14 protein-coding genes are annotated in these 16,438 nt (G+C 74.9%); 6 read left to right on the forward strand and 8 right to left on the reverse strand.

The features are described 5' to 3' along the window. Nucleotides 1–125: 125 nt before the first annotated feature. Genes meaB through mutA form a run of 3 tightly spaced genes read right to left on the reverse strand, consistent with a single transcriptional unit; the run spans nt 126 to nt 5,205 of the window. The gene (meaB, locus tag ACFV04_RS39925; protein ID WP_380345858.1) at nt 126–1,118 is read right to left on the reverse strand and encodes a methylmalonyl Co-A mutase-associated GTPase MeaB; all 993 of its coding nucleotides are present in this window, start codon (nt 1,116–1,118) and stop codon (nt 126–128) included. Nucleotides 1,119–1,135: 17 nt separating this feature from the next. Beyond that, complete coding sequence (gene scpA / locus ACFV04_RS39930) at nt 1,136–3,340, reverse strand: methylmalonyl-CoA mutase (RefSeq protein WP_380345857.1); 2,205 nt, start codon at nt 3,338–3,340, stop codon at nt 1,136–1,138. Next, entirely contained in the window at nt 3,337–5,205 is a 1,869-nt protein-coding gene (gene mutA / locus ACFV04_RS39935; protein WP_380345855.1) for a methylmalonyl-CoA mutase small subunit, read from the reverse strand. The genes scpA and mutA overlap by 4 nt, the downstream gene beginning before the upstream one ends. 418 nt (nt 5,206–5,623) lie before the next feature. Here mutA and ACFV04_RS39940 point away from each other — a divergent pair, with 418 nt between their 5' ends. Further along, nucleotides 5,624–6,709: an NlpC/P60 family protein gene (locus ACFV04_RS39940; RefSeq protein WP_380345853.1), complete on the forward strand. Its 1,086-nt coding sequence runs from the start codon at nt 5,624–5,626 to the stop codon at nt 6,707–6,709. Nucleotides 6,710–6,816: 107 nt separating this feature from the next. Here ACFV04_RS39940 and ACFV04_RS39945 read toward each other — a convergent pair whose 3' ends face one another. The 4 genes from ACFV04_RS39945 to ACFV04_RS39960 all read right to left on the reverse strand — a co-directional run bounded on the left by ACFV04_RS39945 (nt 6,817) and on the right by ACFV04_RS39960 (nt 11,930). Continuing rightward, nucleotides 6,817–7,713 (reverse strand): M56 family metallopeptidase, encoded by an 897-nt coding sequence (locus ACFV04_RS39945; protein ID WP_380535963.1) that lies wholly within the window; start codon nt 7,711–7,713, stop codon nt 6,817–6,819. Next, on the reverse strand, nt 7,710–8,081 hold the full coding sequence (locus ACFV04_RS39950; protein WP_380345849.1) for a BlaI/MecI/CopY family transcriptional regulator: 372 nt from the start codon (nt 8,079–8,081) through the stop codon (nt 7,710–7,712). The genes ACFV04_RS39945 and ACFV04_RS39950 overlap by 4 nt, the downstream gene beginning before the upstream one ends. A gap of 313 nt (nt 8,082–8,394) precedes the next feature. Further along, nucleotides 8,395–11,136 (reverse strand): FtsX-like permease family protein, encoded by a 2,742-nt coding sequence (locus ACFV04_RS39955; protein ID WP_380535965.1) that lies wholly within the window; start codon nt 11,134–11,136, stop codon nt 8,395–8,397. After that, nucleotides 11,130–11,930, reverse strand: a complete 801-nt coding sequence (locus ACFV04_RS39960; protein ID WP_380345845.1) for an ABC transporter ATP-binding protein — start codon at nt 11,928–11,930, stop codon at nt 11,130–11,132. Before ACFV04_RS39960 ends, ACFV04_RS39955 begins: the two co-directional genes overlap by 7 nt. A gap of 226 nt (nt 11,931–12,156) precedes the next feature. Here ACFV04_RS39960 and ACFV04_RS39965 point away from each other — a divergent pair, with 226 nt between their 5' ends. Next, nucleotides 12,157–12,300, forward strand: coding sequence for a hypothetical protein (locus tag ACFV04_RS39965; RefSeq protein ID WP_380535967.1), 144 nt, complete (start codon nt 12,157–12,159; stop codon nt 12,298–12,300). A gap of 46 nt (nt 12,301–12,346) precedes the next feature. Continuing rightward, entirely contained in the window at nt 12,347–13,030 is a 684-nt protein-coding gene (locus tag ACFV04_RS39970; RefSeq protein ID WP_380345842.1) for a YoaK family protein, read from the forward strand. An 80-nt stretch (nt 13,031–13,110) separates the two neighbouring features. On the opposite strand, the gene ACFV04_RS39975 is transcribed toward ACFV04_RS39970, so the two are convergent. Continuing rightward, complete coding sequence (locus tag ACFV04_RS39975; protein WP_380535969.1) at nt 13,111–13,767, reverse strand: hypothetical protein; 657 nt, start codon at nt 13,765–13,767, stop codon at nt 13,111–13,113. A 390-nt stretch (nt 13,768–14,157) separates the two neighbouring features. Here ACFV04_RS39975 and ACFV04_RS39980 point away from each other — a divergent pair, with 390 nt between their 5' ends. The 3 genes from ACFV04_RS39980 to ACFV04_RS39990 all read left to right on the forward strand — a co-directional run. Further along, the gene (locus ACFV04_RS39980) at nt 14,158–14,682 is read left to right on the forward strand and encodes a PadR family transcriptional regulator (RefSeq protein ID WP_360252298.1); all 525 of its coding nucleotides are present in this window, start codon (nt 14,158–14,160) and stop codon (nt 14,680–14,682) included. After that, entirely contained in the window at nt 14,679–15,365 is a 687-nt protein-coding gene (locus ACFV04_RS39985; protein WP_380345837.1) for an ABC transporter ATP-binding protein, read from the forward strand. The genes ACFV04_RS39980 and ACFV04_RS39985 overlap by 4 nt, the downstream gene beginning before the upstream one ends. Continuing rightward, a partial coding sequence (locus tag ACFV04_RS39990) for an FtsX-like permease family protein (RefSeq protein WP_380535973.1) occupies nt 15,362–16,438 on the forward strand: 1,077 nt, incomplete at its 3' end. The genes ACFV04_RS39985 and ACFV04_RS39990, both read left to right, overlap by 4 nt.

Below are 16,438 nucleotides of genomic sequence, written 5' to 3' on the forward strand. Positions count from 1 at the left end.
GCCCCCCGCCCGCCCCCCCCCCACGCAGGGTGACGGGAACGCCCCGGACCGGTCGGGCGGTCCGGGGCGTTCCCCCGTGCGCGGCAGGGTCGGCGGCGCGGCCCCGGGACGGTCGGCGCCGCCGCCTACGGGGCGCCGAAGAAGCCGTCGAGGATCTGCTGGGCGGCCGCTCCCGCGGGCAGGGTGCCGGCGCGGACGCGGGCCTCCAGGTCGGGGGCGAGGCGCTGGACCTCGGGGTGTTCGTGCAGTCGGGCGTAGAGCTGGTCGTGGACCATGGCCCAGGTCCACTCCACCTGCTGGTCACGGCGCTTGGCTGCCAGGGAGCCGGTGGCGTCGAGCACCTTGCGGTGCTGCTGCAGGCGCTCCCACAGGACGTCGAGGCCGACGTTCTCCTGCCCGCTGCAGGTGAGCACCGGCGGGCTCCAGGCCGCGTCGGGGGCCTGCAACAGGCGCAGGGCGCCGGCGAGTTCGCGGGCGGCGGCCTTGGCGTCGCGCTCGTGCGCGCCGTCGGCCTTGTTGATCGCGATGACGTCGGCGAGCTCCAGGACGCCCTTCTTGATGCCCTGCAGCTGGTCACCCGTCCGGGCGAGGCTGAGGAGGAGGAAGGTGTCCACCATCCCGGCGACGGCTGTCTCGGACTGGCCGACGCCGACCGTCTCGATCAGCACCACGTCGTAGCCGGCCGCCTCCATCACCACCATCGACTCGCGGGTGGCCTTGGCGACGCCGCCCAGGGTCCCCGAGGTCGGGGAGGGGCGGACGAAGGCCTGCGGGTCGACGGCCAGGCGCTCCATCCGGGTCTTGTCGCCCAGGATGGAGCCGCCGGTCCGGCTGGAGGTCGGGTCGACGGCCAGGACCGCGACCCGGTGGCCCAGCGCGGTCAGCATGGTGCCGAAGGAGTCGATGAAGGTCGACTTGCCGACACCGGGCACCCCGGTGATGCCCACCCGGACCGCCCCGCCCGCGTGCGGCAGCAGCCGCTGGAGCAACTGCTGCGCCAGCGCGCGGTGGTCGGGCCGGGAGGACTCGACGAGGGTGACGGCGCGCGCGATCCAGGCACGCGAGCCGTCCAGGACACCCGTCACGTAGCTGTCGAGGTCGATCGTCCTCGGTGGCATCCCTCAGCGACCCCGGCTCACAGCTCGTGGCCGAGTTCGGCGGCCAGGGCCGTGAGCAGGTCGTGGGCGGCGTCCGGGATGACCGTGCCCGGGCCGAACACCGCCGCCGCGCCCGCCGCGTGGAGCGCGTCGAAGTCCTGCGGGGGAATGACCCCGCCGACGACGATGGTGATGTCCTCGCGGCCCGCCGCGGCCAGCTCGGCGCGCAGCGCGGGCACCAGGGTGAGGTGGCCGGCGGCCAGCGAGGAGACGCCGACGATGTGGACGTCGGCCTCGACGGCCTGACGGGCGACCTCGGCCGGGGTCTGGAACAGCGGGCCGACGTCCACGGTGAACCCGAGGTCGGCGAAGGCGGTGGCGATCACCTTCTGGCCGCGGTCGTGGCCGTCCTGGCCCATCTTGGCGACCAGGATGCGCGGCCGGCGGCCCTCGGCCCGCTCGAACCGCTCGACCAGGTCGCGGGTGCGCTGGAGGGATGCCGACGGGCCCGCTTCGTCTCGGTACACACCGGAGATGGTACGGATCTGGCCGGAGTGGCGGCCGTACACCTTCTCCAGGGCGTCCGAGATCTCGCCGACGGTGGCCTTGGCGCGGGCCGCGGCGACGGCCAGGTGCAGCAGGTTGCCGTCCAGCGAGCCGCCGCGCTGCGGGCCGGCCTCGGCGGCCCGGGTGAGCGCGTCGAGCGCGGCCTGGGTGACGGCCTCGTCGCGCTCCTCCCGCAGCCGGCGCAGCTTCTCGATCTGCCGGGCGCGCACGGCGGAGTTGTCGACCTTGAGCACGTCGATCTGCTCGTCGCTCTCCACCCGGTACTTGTTGACGCCGATCACCGGCTGGCGGCCGGAGTCGATGCGCGCCTGGGTGCGGGCGGCGGCCTCCTCGACGCGCATCTTGGGGATGCCGGCGTCGATCGCCTTGGCCATGCCGCCGGCGGCCTCGACCTCCTGGATGTGCTGCCAGGCCCGCGCGGCCAGGTCGTTGGTCAGCTTCTCGACGTACGCCGAGCCGCCCCACGGGTCGATGGACCGGCAGGTGCCCGACTCCTGCTGCAGCAGCAGCTGGGTGTTGCGGGCGATGCGCGCGGAGAAGTCGGTGGGCAGGGCGAGTGCCTCGTCCAGGGCGTTGGTGTGCAGCGACTGGGTGTGGCCCTGGGTGGCGGCCATCGCCTCGACGCAGGTGCGGGTGACGTTGTTGAACACGTCCTGCGCGGTGAGCGACCAGCCGGAGGTCTGCGAATGGGTGCGCAGCGACAGCGACTTGGGGTTCTTCGGGTCGAACTGCTTGACCAGTTTGGCCCAGAGCAGCCGGGCCGCGCGCAGCTTGGCGACCTCCATGAAGAAGTTCATGCCGATCGCCCAGAAGAACGACAGCCGGGGCGCGAAAGCGTCCACGTCGAGCCCCACGTCCAGGCCCGCGCGCAGGTACTCCACCCCGTCGGCCAGGGTGTAGGCGAGCTCCAGGTCGGCGGTGGCCCCGGCCTCCTGGATGTGGTAGCCGGAGATGGAGATCGAGTTGTACCGGGGCATCTTCTGCGAGGTGTACGCGAAGATGTCCGAGATGATCCGCATCGACGGCTGCGGCGGGTAGATGTAGGTGTTGCGGACCATGAACTCCTTGAGGATGTCGTTCTGGATGGTCCCGGCCAGCTTCTCCGGCGGTACGCCCTGCTCCTCGGCGGCGACGATGTACAGCGCCAGGACGGGCAGCACGGCGCCGTTCATGGTCATCGACACCGACATCCGGTCGAGCGGGATGCCGTCGAACAGCTGGCGCATGTCGTAGATCGAGTCGATGGCGACGCCCGCCATGCCGACGTCGCCGGTGACGCGCGGGTGGTCGCTGTCGTAGCCGCGGTGGGTCGGCAGGTCGAAGGCGACCGAGAGGCCCTTCTGGCCGGCCGCGAGGTTGCGGCGGTAGAAGGCGTTGGACTCCTCGGCGGTGGAGAAGCCCGCGTACTGCCGGACGGTCCACGGCTGGTTGACGTACATGGTCGGGTACGGCCCGCGCAGGTACGGGGCGATGCCCGGGTAGGTCTCCAGGAAGTCCAGCCCGGCCAGGTCCTGCGCGGTGTACAGCGGCTTGACGCCGATGCCCTCGGGCGTGTCCCAGACCAGCTCGTCGACGTCCTTGCCGGTGGACTGCCGCCAGGCGGCCTGCCAGCGCTCGTCGGTGGCGTCCGCGGCGGCGTCGCCGTCCAGCCCGATTCCGGTGAAGTCAGGGATCATCGGGCCACTCCGATCAGGTCCAGCAGGGAGGTCAGGACGGCGACCGCGTCCCCGCCCGCGTAGATGAACTCGTCCACGCCGTCCGGCACTTCACCGGGGCGCCCGGCCAGCAGCACCTTCGTGGCACCGGCCGCCCGCAGGGCAGCGGCGACCGGTGCGGCGTGCTCGCCGTACAGGGCGTCGCTGGAGCAGAGACAGGCGACGCCGGCGCCGGAGGCGGTGAACGCCTCGGCGAACGCGGCCGGGTCCACGGACTCCAGGGAGGTCGTCGCGATGCCGCCGGCCTGGAACAGGTTGGCCGCGAAGGTGGTGCGCGCGGTGTGTGCGGAGGCGGACCCGATCGAGGCCAGGAACAGCTTCGGCCGCTCGCCGGTGGCGGCGAGCGCCGCGTCCGAGCGGTCCCGCAGGGCCTCGTACGCCTCGGCGCGGCGCACCCGCGGCAGGCCGCCGGAGAGCGCGGCCGGGGCCGGCTCGCGGACCAGCGGCTGCTCGTCCAGGTGCGGGAACTCGCTGACGCCGGTGATCGGTTCGCGCCGCTTGGCGAGCTTGACCGAGCGCTCCGCCCAGGTCGCGGCGAGCCGCTCGCCGACCAGCCCCGAGCCGAGCGCGGCCTGCTGCCCGCCGGCCCGCTCGATCTCCTGGAACCAGGCCCAAGCCGCCCGGGCCAGTTCCTCGCCCAGCTGCTCGACGTACCAGGAGCCGCCGGCCGGGTCGATCACCCGGGCCAGGTGGGACTCCTCCAGCAGGATCGACTGGGTGTTGCGGGCGATCCGGCGGGCGAAGGCGTCCGGCTGGCCGAGCGCGGTGTCGAAGGGCAGCACGGTGACGGCGTCGGCGCCGCCGACCCCGGCGGCCAGGCAGGCGATGGTGGTGCGCAGCATGTTCACCCACGGGTCGCGGGCGGTCATCATCACCCGGGAGGTGACGGCGTGCTGACGCTGCGCCGAGGCCTCGGCGGACGCCCCGGAGACCTCGGCGACCCGCGCCCAGAGGCGGCGCGCGGCACGGAACTTGGCGATCGTCAGGAACTGGTCGGCGTCCGCCGCGTAGCGGAACTCCAGCTGGCCGAGCGCGTCGTCCACCGACAGTCCGGCCGCGGTCAGCGCGCGCAGGTAGGCGACGCCGGTGGCGAGCGAGCAGCCCAGCTCCTGGGCCGGGGAGGCGCCGGCCTCGTGGTACGGCAGGGCGTCGACGGTGAGGGCCCGGACGCCCGGGTAGCCGGCCGCGCAGCGCGCGGCCAGCGCGGCGGCCTCGGCGACCAGCCCGTGGGTGCGCGCGGTGTCGCCGGTGCGGGCCTGCAGGCCGAGCGGGTCGGCGCCGAGGTTGCCGGAGGCGGCGGCGGGGGAGACCTCGCGCTGCTCGTACAGCGCGAACAACTGCTCGGCGGCGGCGGTGAAATCGGGTCCGGCGTCGAGCGCCACGGCGGCCAGGTCGAGGTACACCCCGGTCAGCGCCTCGGGCAGGGCGTCCAGCGGAAGGGCCTCGCCGCCCAGTTCCAGCCAGAGCGAGCCGACGCCGTTCTCCAGGTCGGCGAGCACGGCCTCGTTGGTGCGCCGCCGGTCCCGGTCGGCGTGCCGCTGCCGGACGTCCCACCCGGAGACGGCCGAGCCCTGCGGCCGCCCGCCGCGGACGAACGGAGGGAAGCCCGGGTAGCCGGGGTCGGCTGCGGTGTCCTCGGCGGTGTAGAGCGGGCGTGCGCCGAGCCCGTCCTGGAGCTCGGTGGTGAGTGCCTGCTCGGCGGCGGCGCCGTCCTCGGGCTGGGCACCGGACTTGCGCAGCACGCCCTGGACGAGCTGCTGCCACTGCTCTCGGTGCGCAGCCGGGAACTCGGCGGCGAGGGGGAGCCCATCGGGCGGGACCTTCATGTGCGCAGGTTAGCGCCCGTTCGCATAGCGGCAGGAGGGGCGGCGCGTGTGACCTTTCCCTCGATTTGGCGGGTTCTCGTGCACTTCGTGGGGCGGGCGGTGCCAAGGGGAGCGGGGTCCGCTCGGGCGGGCTGCGGCAGGCCGTCCCGTCGGGGCGGCGTGGCGTCGGCGTCGGTGGCTGAACCGGCGGCAGGGCCGCGTCCGTAGTCAACACCGATGGCACGGAACGCGATCGATGTCCCGTCATGGCACCGAAACGTCATGATCAGGGGGATTGCGGAACCCGGGCCCTCATCTATTAAGTTACTTCGAAGAAGGTGGGCGGGGTGACATCCCCCCGTTGCTCGTCCTGCCTGCCTTCGCCGCCCCCGGCCCGTCCGTTCCGGCCGAGATTCCCCCGAAGGAGAGCCGACCGCCCATGGGAAAGCGCCGCAAGCCCAGTCCCCCCGGTCGGGCCCGCATGGCGGTCCTCACCACGGCCATGGCGGCCGGCGGCGCGGTCCTCGCCTCGGGCACCGCCCACGCCGAACCCGCGCCGACCCTCGCCTCCGTCAAGGAGCAGGTGGACAACCTCAACGAGCAGGCCGAGCAGGCGATCGAGCGCTACAACGGCTTCCAGGCCAAGCAGCAGAAGCTCCAGAGCGACGCCAACCAGATCCAGGAGAAGGTGGTGCGCGGCCAGGAGACCATGAACGAGCTGCGCACCCGGCTCGGTTCGGTCGCCGCCGACCAGTACCGCAACAACGGCATCGACACGTCGGTCCAGCTGATGCTCGACTCCGACCCGGCCGCGTACCTGGAGCGCGCCGCGGTGCAGAACCAGGTCGCCGACTCCCAGGCGAGCCTGCTGAAGCAGGCCCAGGACGAGCAGCGCAAGCTCGACCAGGACCGCGCCGAGGCCACCGCGACGCTCGCCGAGCTCGACACGGTCGGCAAGCAGCTGGCGGAGCAGAAGAACGACATCCAGACCAAGCTGTCCAAGGCGCAGGACATGCTGAACAAGCTCAGCGCCGAGGACCGGGCCAAGATCAACGCCCAGCAGTCCGCCGAGAAGGCCAAGGCCGAGGCCAAGCAGGCAGCCGCCGCAGGGGCGGCGGACCGCGCCTCCCGATCCGCCGACCGCCCCGACATGAGCACCCCGGCGCCGCCCGCGAGCGGCCGGGCCGCCTCCATCATCGCGTTCGCCCAGGCCCAGCTCGGCAAGCCCTACGGCTGGAGCAGGACCGGTCCCGACAGTTTCGACTGCTCCGGCCTCACCAGCATGGCCTACCGGGCGGCGGGCGTCACGATCCCCCGGATGTCCCAGGACCAGTGGAAGTTCGGCCCGCACATCGACCGGGCCAACCTCCAGCCCGGCGACCTGGTCTTCTTCTACGACGACCTGCACCACGTCGGGCTGTACATCGGCGACGGCAAGATGATCCACGCGCCGCGCACCGGCAAGAACATCGAGGTGCTGCCGATCGCGGTGATGCCCTACATGGGCGCCGTCCGCCCGGCCTGACCGCGGACCCGACGGCCCGCTCCCTCTCCGGCGGGGGCGGGCCGACGCCGTTTCCGGGCGGACGGCCTACCGACCGGCCCGGGCGCACCGCGCCCGGCCCGCGCCCGTCACGGGTGCGGTGCGCAGGCCAGCAGGTACGGCAGCACCGGTAGCACCGGCAGTGCCGCCACCCCGAGCCGCCGGGCGAGCCTTCGCCGGCCGCCGCCGGGGCGGGCCAGCCGCCGGACCCTGGCCAGCACCCCGGTGGCGGCCACCCCGAGCGCCCCGCCGTCCGGGACCGCAACTCCGGCGGTCGCCAACGCACAGAGCGCCGAAGCCAGCTCACCCCGCGACACCTGGGCCAGCGCCGCGTCGTCCGCCGCCATCTCCAGCAGCAGCGCGACCTCGGAGCACCCCAGCCGGGCCAGCGGCAGCCGCCCGAGGAGCAGTGCGAAGGTGTCCGCCGGCAGCCGGAGCAGGTGGTGGCGGCCCCGGAGGTGTCCGTGCTCGTGCGCGACGGCCGCGGCGACCTGCCGCTCGTCCAGCAGCCGCAGCGCCCCGCGCGACAGCACGACCCGGGAACGGCGCCCGGGCAGGCAGTAGACGGTGGGGTGCGGGTGATCCAGCACCAGCGCGCCCCAGCGCCGGTCGGGTACGGCGACCACGTCCAGCAGCGCCCGGTGCCGCCGACGGGCCCGTCCGGTGCGGACGCCGACGGTGGTCACCAGGGCGGCGACCACCGCCCCGGCGGCGGCCAGCAGCCACCAGTCGTGGGTGTGCGGGAGGACGGCGCCGGGCGGCTCGGCGTGGGGGAGCAGGCCGAGCAACCCGGCCGGCTCGTGGGCGAAGGACTCCAGCGCGTGGTGCGCGGCGAGCAGCAGGGCCACCGTGAAGGAGGCCATCAGCGCGAGCCAGAGCACCGCGCCGGCCAGTGGACGGGCCTGGAGCCGGGCGGAGCCGGCCAGCCGGCGGGGCAGCAGGACGCCGGTCACCGCCAGGTACAGGCCCAGCAGTGCGAGGGTCACTCGGGGTCCCGGGACTTCACCTGGGCGAGCGCCGAGAGCAGGGCGGAGGCTTCGTCGCCGCTGATCCGGTCGACGAAGCGGAGCAGCGCGCCGGCCCGGTCGGAGGTGGTCTCCAGAGCCTGGTGCATCAGCCGGGCGGTGTACTCCTCGCGGGTGCAGGTCGGCTCGTACACCCAGGCGCGGCCGACCTTGTCGCGACGCAGCCAGCCCTTGGTGTGCAGGATGTCGGCGACGGTGGTGACGGTGGTGTACGCGACGGCCCGCTGCTGTTGCAGGTCGTCCACGACCTCGCGCACCGTGGCCGGCCGGCCCCAGGACCAGAGCCGGTCCATGATCTCGGCCTCCAGGTCGCCGAACCCGCGTAGCACCGCCCTGTCTCCCTCGCCGAGCCCACCGCCGGCGCCCTTCGCCCGCCGGAACGCGGCCCATGGTACGGCGAGCGCCGGGCGCCCGTCCCCGGCCGGCAGGGGAGGGCGCCCGGCGCGTTCCGGGTCGTGTCCGGGTGGTGCCCGGATCGTGTCCGAGCGGTGTCGGTCGGTGTCGACCATGGTCCGGTCGATGCCCGGAGCCGATCGGTCGGTGCTCGACGGCCCGGCGCTCGACGGCCCGGGGCCCGACCGGTGTCCGGGGTCGACCGGCCACCGCGGGCGGCGGTGACCGGTCGGGGCCGCGGGGCGGCGGTCAGGACAGCCGTCGTCCCAGCGGGATGCGGGACTTGGTGAACAGCGCGGCGAGCAGCCCGGCCACCACCGGCAGCACCAGCACCACCACCAGCAACTCGACCCAGGGCGCGGTGATCAGCGCCGGCTTGGCGCCGAACCCGCTCGCCCGGGACTTCAGCAGCCCCACCGCCGGCACGAATCCGTTGGCCGCCCCGAGCAGCGCCCCCAGCAGCGCGATCAGCGCGCACTGGAGGCCCGCCATGGTGCGGCGGATCCGCGGCGGTGCGCCGACGGCGGCGAGGGTCGCCTGGTCCTGCCGGGAGTCGGCGGCCGCGAGGCCGGTGGCGATCCCGGCCGCGCCGAGCACGACCAGCGCGGCGAATCCGGTGAGCGCCAGCGTGAGTGCGTCGCTCTTCGGCTGGAAGCCGCGCTCGATGGTCAGTTCGGCCATCCGGTCCAGCCGGACCGCGGCCGCCTCGGCGCGCTGCTGCGACTTGCGGTCGGGCGGGGTGGCGGGCAGCCAGACCGAGCCGGTCGGCTGGGCGGAGAGCCCGAGGCGCGGCAGCACGGAGGGCAGCACCAGGCCCTGGGCGAAGCCGGCGGCGGCCGGGTTGTCGACCAGGACGGCGTCGACCGGTACCTCCTGGAGGTCGGGCTTGGGGACCTCGCCCGGCTGCACGGTGCCGCTGCCGCCGCGCAGCATCATCACGGCCTTGCCGTCGGCGCCCACCAGGGACTTGTCGAAGACCAGCAGCTTGCCTGCGGCCAGCGCCTGCTCGACGGCCGGGTCGTGGACGGCGAAGAGGTTGTGCAGCACGGTGGCGTCACCGGCGGCCAGGTGCGGTGGGGCACCGAGGCCGCGCAGGTTCACCGGGCCCTTCAGCTGGACGACGCTGGAACAGTTGTCGCAGAAGCGGTACTGGACCTCGGCGAGGTCCCCGCGCGGGCCGAGACCGGTCAGCTGCTTCTCCAGTTCGCCGCGCAGCCGGTCGAGCCGGGGCCCGTCGACGTGGCTGGTGAGCTGGACGGCGCCGTACGGGGCCTGCGGCCGGTAGTCGCGCCGGTTCTCGGCGTCGGTGCTGGTGGTGTAGACGCCGATGGCGACGGCGCCCGCGACGGCGGCCATCACCGCGGCGACCGCGGGGGCGGTGCGCGAGCGGTGCCGGGCGGAGTCGCGCAGCGCGAGCCGGGGCCCGAGCGGGAGCCGGCCGGCGGCGCGGCCGACCAGGGCGACCAGCATCGGGGTGCAGAGCAGCAGTCCGAGTTCGGCGGTCACCGAGCCGCCGAGCACGGTGAGCGTCCGGGTGTCGTAGCCGCCGATGCCCGGCTGGTCGCGCTGCACGGCGCCCGCGCCGTACATCGCGAGGACGGCGCCGGCGGCGACCAGCAGCACGCCGCCGACGGTGACCCAGCGGCTGGGGCCGCGGACGGTGTCCCGGCCGGTGAGGCCGGCGGTGACGCTGCGGCGGGCGGCCTGGACGGCGGGCAGCGCGGCCGCGAGCAGGGCGGTGACCAGGCCGATTCCGGCGATCGCCAGGAGGTCCAGCGGGGGCAGGGCGAAGTGTCCGAAGCGCGTGCCGCCGACCCGTTCGATCTGCGGCCGGAGCGCGGCGACGAGTCCGGTGCCGAGCGCCACGCCGGCCACCGCCCCGACCGCGCCGAGGACGAGGCCGCCGCCGAGGACGACCGCGCCGACGTGGGTGCGGCGGCCGCCGGCTGCGCCGAGCAGGGCGAGCTGGCGGCGCGAGCGGCGGGCGCCGACCGCGAACGCGGGCCCGGCGAGGAGGGCGACCTCCAGCAGTGCCATGCCGGTGACGGTGGCGACAACGACCTCGGTGTTCTTGCCGGTGGCCTGGTCGCCGAGGCGGAACGCGTCGCGGTAGTAGGGGACGGCCCGTGCCGGCGGCGGGGCGAGCGCCACCGAGCGCGCGGTGAGCGTGTAGCCGTGGGCGTTGAACCGCTGGACCTCGGCCCAGTCGAGCGCCGTCCCGGACGGCAGCCGCACCAGCCACGCGCCGCGTTCGGCCGGCCCCTTCCCGGCGGCCGGCCGGTCGGCGCTCTGGGCGGCGATCAGCTGGTCCAGCAACTCTCCGGGGCGGGCGACGAGTTCGACCCGGCCGAGCTCGTCCGGGTGTTCCACGACGCCGGTGATGGTGTAGGTGGTCCGCTCCAGCCCCTGGACGGTGGTGGTGCCGCCGGGCTTGAGCCCGGAGTGGTCCAGGAAGGCCCGGGTGACGGCCACTTCGTGCGGGGCGCTCGGGGCGCGGCCCTCGACCAGGTCGATCCGGCCGCGCCAGATCGGGTCGGCGAGGTTCGCCTCGGTGGTGAGGGTGCGGACGAGACCCTCGGGCGAGGTCGCGCCGGTCTCCGGCCCCGGCCGGGCCGGGGTGAGCGCGCTGCCGGGGGGCAGCAGCGCGCCGACCAGGGTGACCGGATCGGTGCCGGCGCCCTTCAGCTGCTCGGCGGTGGGCTGTTCCCCCGGGCGGGGCTGGACGGCGAAGGCGCCGTCCTCGGCGACCGGGGCCTGTTCGACGGTGCGGCCCGGGTCGAGGGCGGTGACCAGGGCGTCCGCCCCGCCGACCACCCGCTCGACCCGCTCGGCGGGGCTGAGCTGCCCGCTGCGGTGGACCACGTCGGCGCCGGTGACGCCGAGGACGGGCAGGGCGATCATGGCGACGATCAGGGCGCTGCGGCCCTTGGCGCGCAGGGCGTCGCGGCGGGCGATGCGCAGGGCGACCCGCCAGGCTCCGAGCCTCACCACGTCATCTCCTCGGTGCCGCCGGGCCGGTGGACGGCGGCCGGGCACGTCGCGGAGCGGTAGCCGGGGCTCTCCGAGGCGATCGCGCCGTCCCGCAGGTGGACGATCCGGTCCGCCCAGCCGGCGTGCGCGGCCTCGTGGGTGACCATCATCGCGGCGGCGCCGGCGTCGCAGCGGGCGCGCAGCACGCCGAGCACGGCCTCACCGGTGGCGGAGTCGAGGGCGCCGGTGGGTTCGTCGGCGAGCACCAGCCGGCGTTCGCCGATCAGGGCGCGGGCGATCGCGACGCGCTGCTGCTGGCCGCCGGACATGTCGTCGGGGAAGCGGTCGGCGAGTTCGCCGATGCCCAGTTCCTCCAGGGCGGCCAGTGCCTCCCGGCGGGCCCGGCGTCCCGGGACGCCGTCGAGTTCGCGGGGCAGGGCGATGTTCTCGGCGGCGGTGAGCGCCGGGATCAGGTTGTAGTCCTGGAAGACGTACCCGATGGAGCGTCGCCGCAGATCGGCGAGCCTGCCGCGGCGGAGGCCGCCGAGCGGGACGCCCTCCACCAGCACCTCGCCGCCGCTGGGCTGGTCCAGTCCGCCGGCCAGGGTCAGCAGGGTGGACTTCCCGGAGCCGGACGGCCCCATGACGGCGACGAACTCGCCGGGGTGGACGGCCAGGTCGATGCCGCGCAGGGCGTGCACCTCGGCGGCGCCCCGCCCGTGCACCCGGGTGACGGAGGCCAGGCGCAGGACGGGCGCGGGCCGGGTCGGATCGGTGTGGGACACACTTCCCCCTCGTGGGCTGCTCAACTGCATATGTCGGTGAACTATATATGCCGGAGACGAGTATCCAAGGCCGGGTCGGGTCCGGTCAAACTTCTACAAAGCTGTCGAGCAATGGTCGGAAGCCCGGCAGGGCCGACGGAGGCGTCCTGCGCGCCTCCCCGGCCGCGGTGGCGGCGATGGCCATCATCAAGATCGTCCGGACCGCCCCGGGGCGACCGACCCGCCGGTACCCCGACCCCGTGAAGGAGGTGCCGTCGTGCGCGCCCCGACCACCGCCCCGGCACTCGAACAGGTCGTCAGCCGGCTGTCGTCGGAGCCGGGGGTGCGTGACCTGCACTGGTACCTGGACGAGGAACCGGACGAGGAGCCGGACGACCCGGGCGGCCCGGCGCTCGCCTGAGGGAGTAGAACGGAAGGACCGTCACACGAACCGCCTGGGAGGCCCGATGCTGACCCCCGACCCCGATCCCGAGCACGGGCCGCTGGTGCCGATGCTGCTGGTCCTGACCGTGGTCACCGGAGTGGTGGACGCCGTCAGCTACCTCGAACTGGGCCACGTCTTCGTCGCCAACATGACCGGGAACGTGGTCTTCCTCGGCTTCGCCCTGGCCGGCGCGCCCAACCTCTCCGCCACCGCCTCCCTCGCGGCGCTCGCGGCCTTCCTCCTCGGCGCCCTGACGGGCGGCCACCTCGCCCGCCGCCTGCCCGGCCACCGCGGCCGCTTGCTGGCCACCGCCGTCGGCGTCCAGTCCGGGCTCCTCGCGGTGAGCACCGTCCTGGCGGCGGTCGTCGGCCACACCGCCGACCCGGTCCGCTACACCCTGATCGGACTGCTCGGCTTCGCCATGGGCGGCCAGAACGCGGTGGTCCGCGCACTCAAGGTCCCCGACCTCACCACCACCGTGCTCACCATGACCATCACCGCCCTCGCCGCCGACCGCACCGGCCTGCGCCGACTCGCCTCCGCCGGCTGGATGTTCGCGGGTGCCCTGCTCGGCGCCCTCCTCGTCCTCCACGCGAACGTCCCGACCGCCCTCGGCCTGGCCCTCGCCCTCCTCCTCGCCGTGGCCGCCCTCGTCCACCGGGCCGCCCGGCCCACCCCCGCCCCGGCCTGGACCCGGCCCCGCTGAACAGCCCGGCCCTCGCCGAGGCGTCCGGCCCCGCCGAACAGCCCGGCCCCCGCGGAGCCGCCCGGCCCCGTGGCCCGTGGTCAGTCCTCGGTGCGCTGACCGGCGCGGCCGCTCCAGCGGGGTTCGAGGCGGGCCCAGGCGTCGGCCCAGGCGCTCTCGGCGCGGCGGTCGAGGGCGTGCAGGCGCAGTCGCAGCACGAGCACGACGAGGGCGAGCAGGGTGAGGAGGGTGCCGATGCCGGTGCAGGCGGCGGAGACGGCGAGGGCGGCGCGGTCGACCGGGGGAGCGGAGGCGTTGCCGGCCCGGTCGATCCAGATCGGGACGCGGCCACCGGCGGTGGCCGCGTCCGGGGCCTGGACGATGCCGGAGCGCGGGGTGCCGTCGGGGGCGGTCCACGCGACGTCGACGTCGGTCCGGTTCCGGTAGCCCCCGGCGAAGCGCCCGCCGGTGGCGGCGCCGCGGTCGGGGACGCCGCGCACCACGGCGTCGACCCGCTGCAGCCGTGTGCGTTCGGCGGCGGCCTGGGGCGCCGCACCCCGGTAGAGCAGCAGTGCGCCGACCACCGAGAGGGCGACGGTGAGCACCGCGCCGAACGCGGCGAGCAGCCAGGCCCGGGCCCGGGAGCGGTCGAGCGGACGGACCAGCGGTTCGTGCCGGGCGCCGAGGGCCCGCCGCAGCTGACGGCCGGTTCGCCGCGGGAGCGACGCGGGCCGTGTGGGGCGGGGTGCGCTGGACACGTTGACGGCTCCTCAGGGGTGCTGGGGCGAAAGGAGGTTCGCCACCAATTTCCACCCCGGGCCCCTCCGCGCACAAGAGTCGTGCGCGTTCGTAGCACCGCCACGCCCGTGGGGCGTCCCGCCAGTGCCGCTCGGCCCCGCCGCCGGGACGTTCGGCCCTCGGCAGCGCCGGGCCGGGCAAGGCAGGCTGGGTACCGGCGGCGCCCCCCGTGCCTGGGCGCGGCCGTGGCCCGGTTCGACCGTGGGGGTGCCGGGCCGAACGGCGGAGCAGGGGGTGGTCGTGGGGCCGCCCCCTGCTTTCCCGCGTCCCGACGTCGGCGTCCTTCCAGGTCGGAGCATTCTTCTCGCCATGTATACACTCGGAGTATACGTCGGGTGTATGGTCCTCCCATGAGTGTTCCTTTGACCCTGCTGGGGCTGCTGGAGCGGGAGCCGAGCCACGGCTACGACCTCAAGCGCGACTACGACGCCCTCTTCGGCCGCGGCAAGCCCCTCCCGTACGGCCAGGTCTACGCGACCCTCGGCCGGTTGGCCCGCGACGGCAAGGTGGTGGCCGGTGAGGCGGAGCCCGGCGACGGGCCCGAACGCAAGCGGTACGTCATCACCGACACGGGGGCGACCGAGTTCGAGGACTGGCTCCGGGAGCCCGTCGCACCCGAACCCAACCTGCAGTCCGTGCTGTTCACCAAGGTGGTGCTGGCCCTGATGCTGGGCCGCGACGCCGAGCAGTACCTGGACGCCCAGCGCGCCGCCCACCTGCGCCGGATGCGCGAACTCACCGAACTGCGGCGCACCGGCGCCCTGGTGGACGCCCTGCTCGCCGACCACGGCCTGTTCCACCTGGAGGCCGACCTGCGCTGGATCGACCTCACCACCGCCCGCCTCGACGCGCTCGCCGCGGAGGTGCGGGCATGACCGCCGTGATCGAGGCCCGGGACGTCACCCTCTCGTTCGGCGAGACGCCCGCGCTGCGCGGTGCGAGCCTGTCCGTCCAGGCGGGGGAGGTGCTCGCCGTCATGGGCCCCAGTGGCTCGGGCAAGTCGACGTTACTCCACTGCCTGGCCGGCATCCTGGTGCCCGACTCGGGCGAAGTGCTGTTCGACGGGCAGCGGCTGGACACCCTGTCCGAGGCCCGGCGCAGCGCCCTGCGCCGGGACACCTTCGGCTTCGTGTTCCAGTTCGGCCAGCTGGTACCGGAGTTGACGGCCGAGGAGAACGTCGCCCTGCCGCTGCTGCTGAACGGCGTACGACGGTCCTCCGCCCTGGCCGAGGCCCGCCCCTGGTTCGCCCGCCTCGGCCTGGACGGAATGGAAGGCCGCCGCTCCGGCGAGCTGTCGGGTGGTCAGGCCCAGCGCGTCGCGCTGGCGCGTGGCCTGGTGGCCCGCCCCCGGGTGCTCTTCGCCGACGAGCCGACCGGCGCGTTGGACTCGCTGACCGGCGAACAGGTGATGGAGCTGATGGTCACCTCGGCCAAGGAGCAGGGCACCACCGTCGTCCTGGTCACCCACGAGCCCCGGGTCGCCGCCTATGCCGACCGCGAGGCGATCGTCCGCGACGGGCGGGCCCGTAGCCTCACCGCCGGACCGGTGGCCCCGTGATCGCCTTCTCGCTCCGGCTGGCCGTCAGCGGCGGCCGGGAGGCGGTGGCCCGGCTGATGACGATCGTGGCGGCCGTGGCGATCGGCGTCGGGCTGCTGCTGTCGACCTTGGCCAGCGTCGACGCGATCGACCGCGCCAACCAGCGGCAGTTCTGGATGAACACCGGAGTCAAGGGCGGGACCGTCGCCGCCCCGGTGGACCCGCTCTGGTGGAGCGCCCGGATGGACTACTACCGGGGGAGGGCCGTCTTCCGCGCCGAGGTCGCCGCCACCGGGCCCACCTCGCCCGTCCCGCCCGGCCTGAGCGCGTTGCCGCCCCCCGGCGAGTACTACGCCTCGCCCGCCCTGGCGAAGCTGCTGGGCACGACGCCGGCCGTCGAACTCGGCGACCGCTTCCCCGGCCGACTGGCCGGAACGCTCGGCGACGACGCGCTGCCCTCCCCGGACACCCTGGCGGTGGTCGTGGGCCGCACGGTGGACGAGGTCAGGGCCCTGCCGCGGGCCACCACCGTGACGACCGTCGCCACCGAGCTGCCCGCCGTGTGCGACAACGACTGCTACGGCGCGGGCGTGCACGACGACGCCCTGGTGCTGGTGCTCACCGTGGTGGCCGGGGCGCTGATCTTCCCGGTGCTGGTCTTCATCGGCACGGCCACCCGGCTGTCCGCCGCCACCCGGGAGCAGCGCTACGCGGCGATGCGGCTGGTGGGGGCCACACCGGGCCAGGTGTCGGTGATCTCGGCGGTGGAGTCCACGGTGGCGGCGGTGGTCGGTACGGTGCTCGGCTTCGGCACGTACGCCGCGTTGCGGCCGGTGGTGGCCGAGGTGCCGTTCACCGGTGACCGGTTCTTCGCCGGGGACGTCAGCCTGAGCCCGGCGCAGGCGGTCGGCGTGGCACTGGCCGTGCCGCTGGCGGCCGCGCTCGCCGCCCGGTTCGCGCTGCGCCGGGTCGTGATCTCGCCGCTCGGGGTGTCCCGTCGGGTCACCCCGAAGCCGCCGAGCCCGTGGCGGCTGGTGCCGCTGGTGGCCGGCCTCGGCGAACTCGGCTACTTCGCCGTCAACCACCCGGCGACC

The sequence above is a fragment of the Kitasatospora sp. NPDC059599 genome (assembly GCF_042735125.1).
In the GTDB taxonomy this organism is placed as follows: domain Bacteria; phylum Actinomycetota; class Actinomycetes; order Streptomycetales; family Streptomycetaceae; genus Kitasatospora.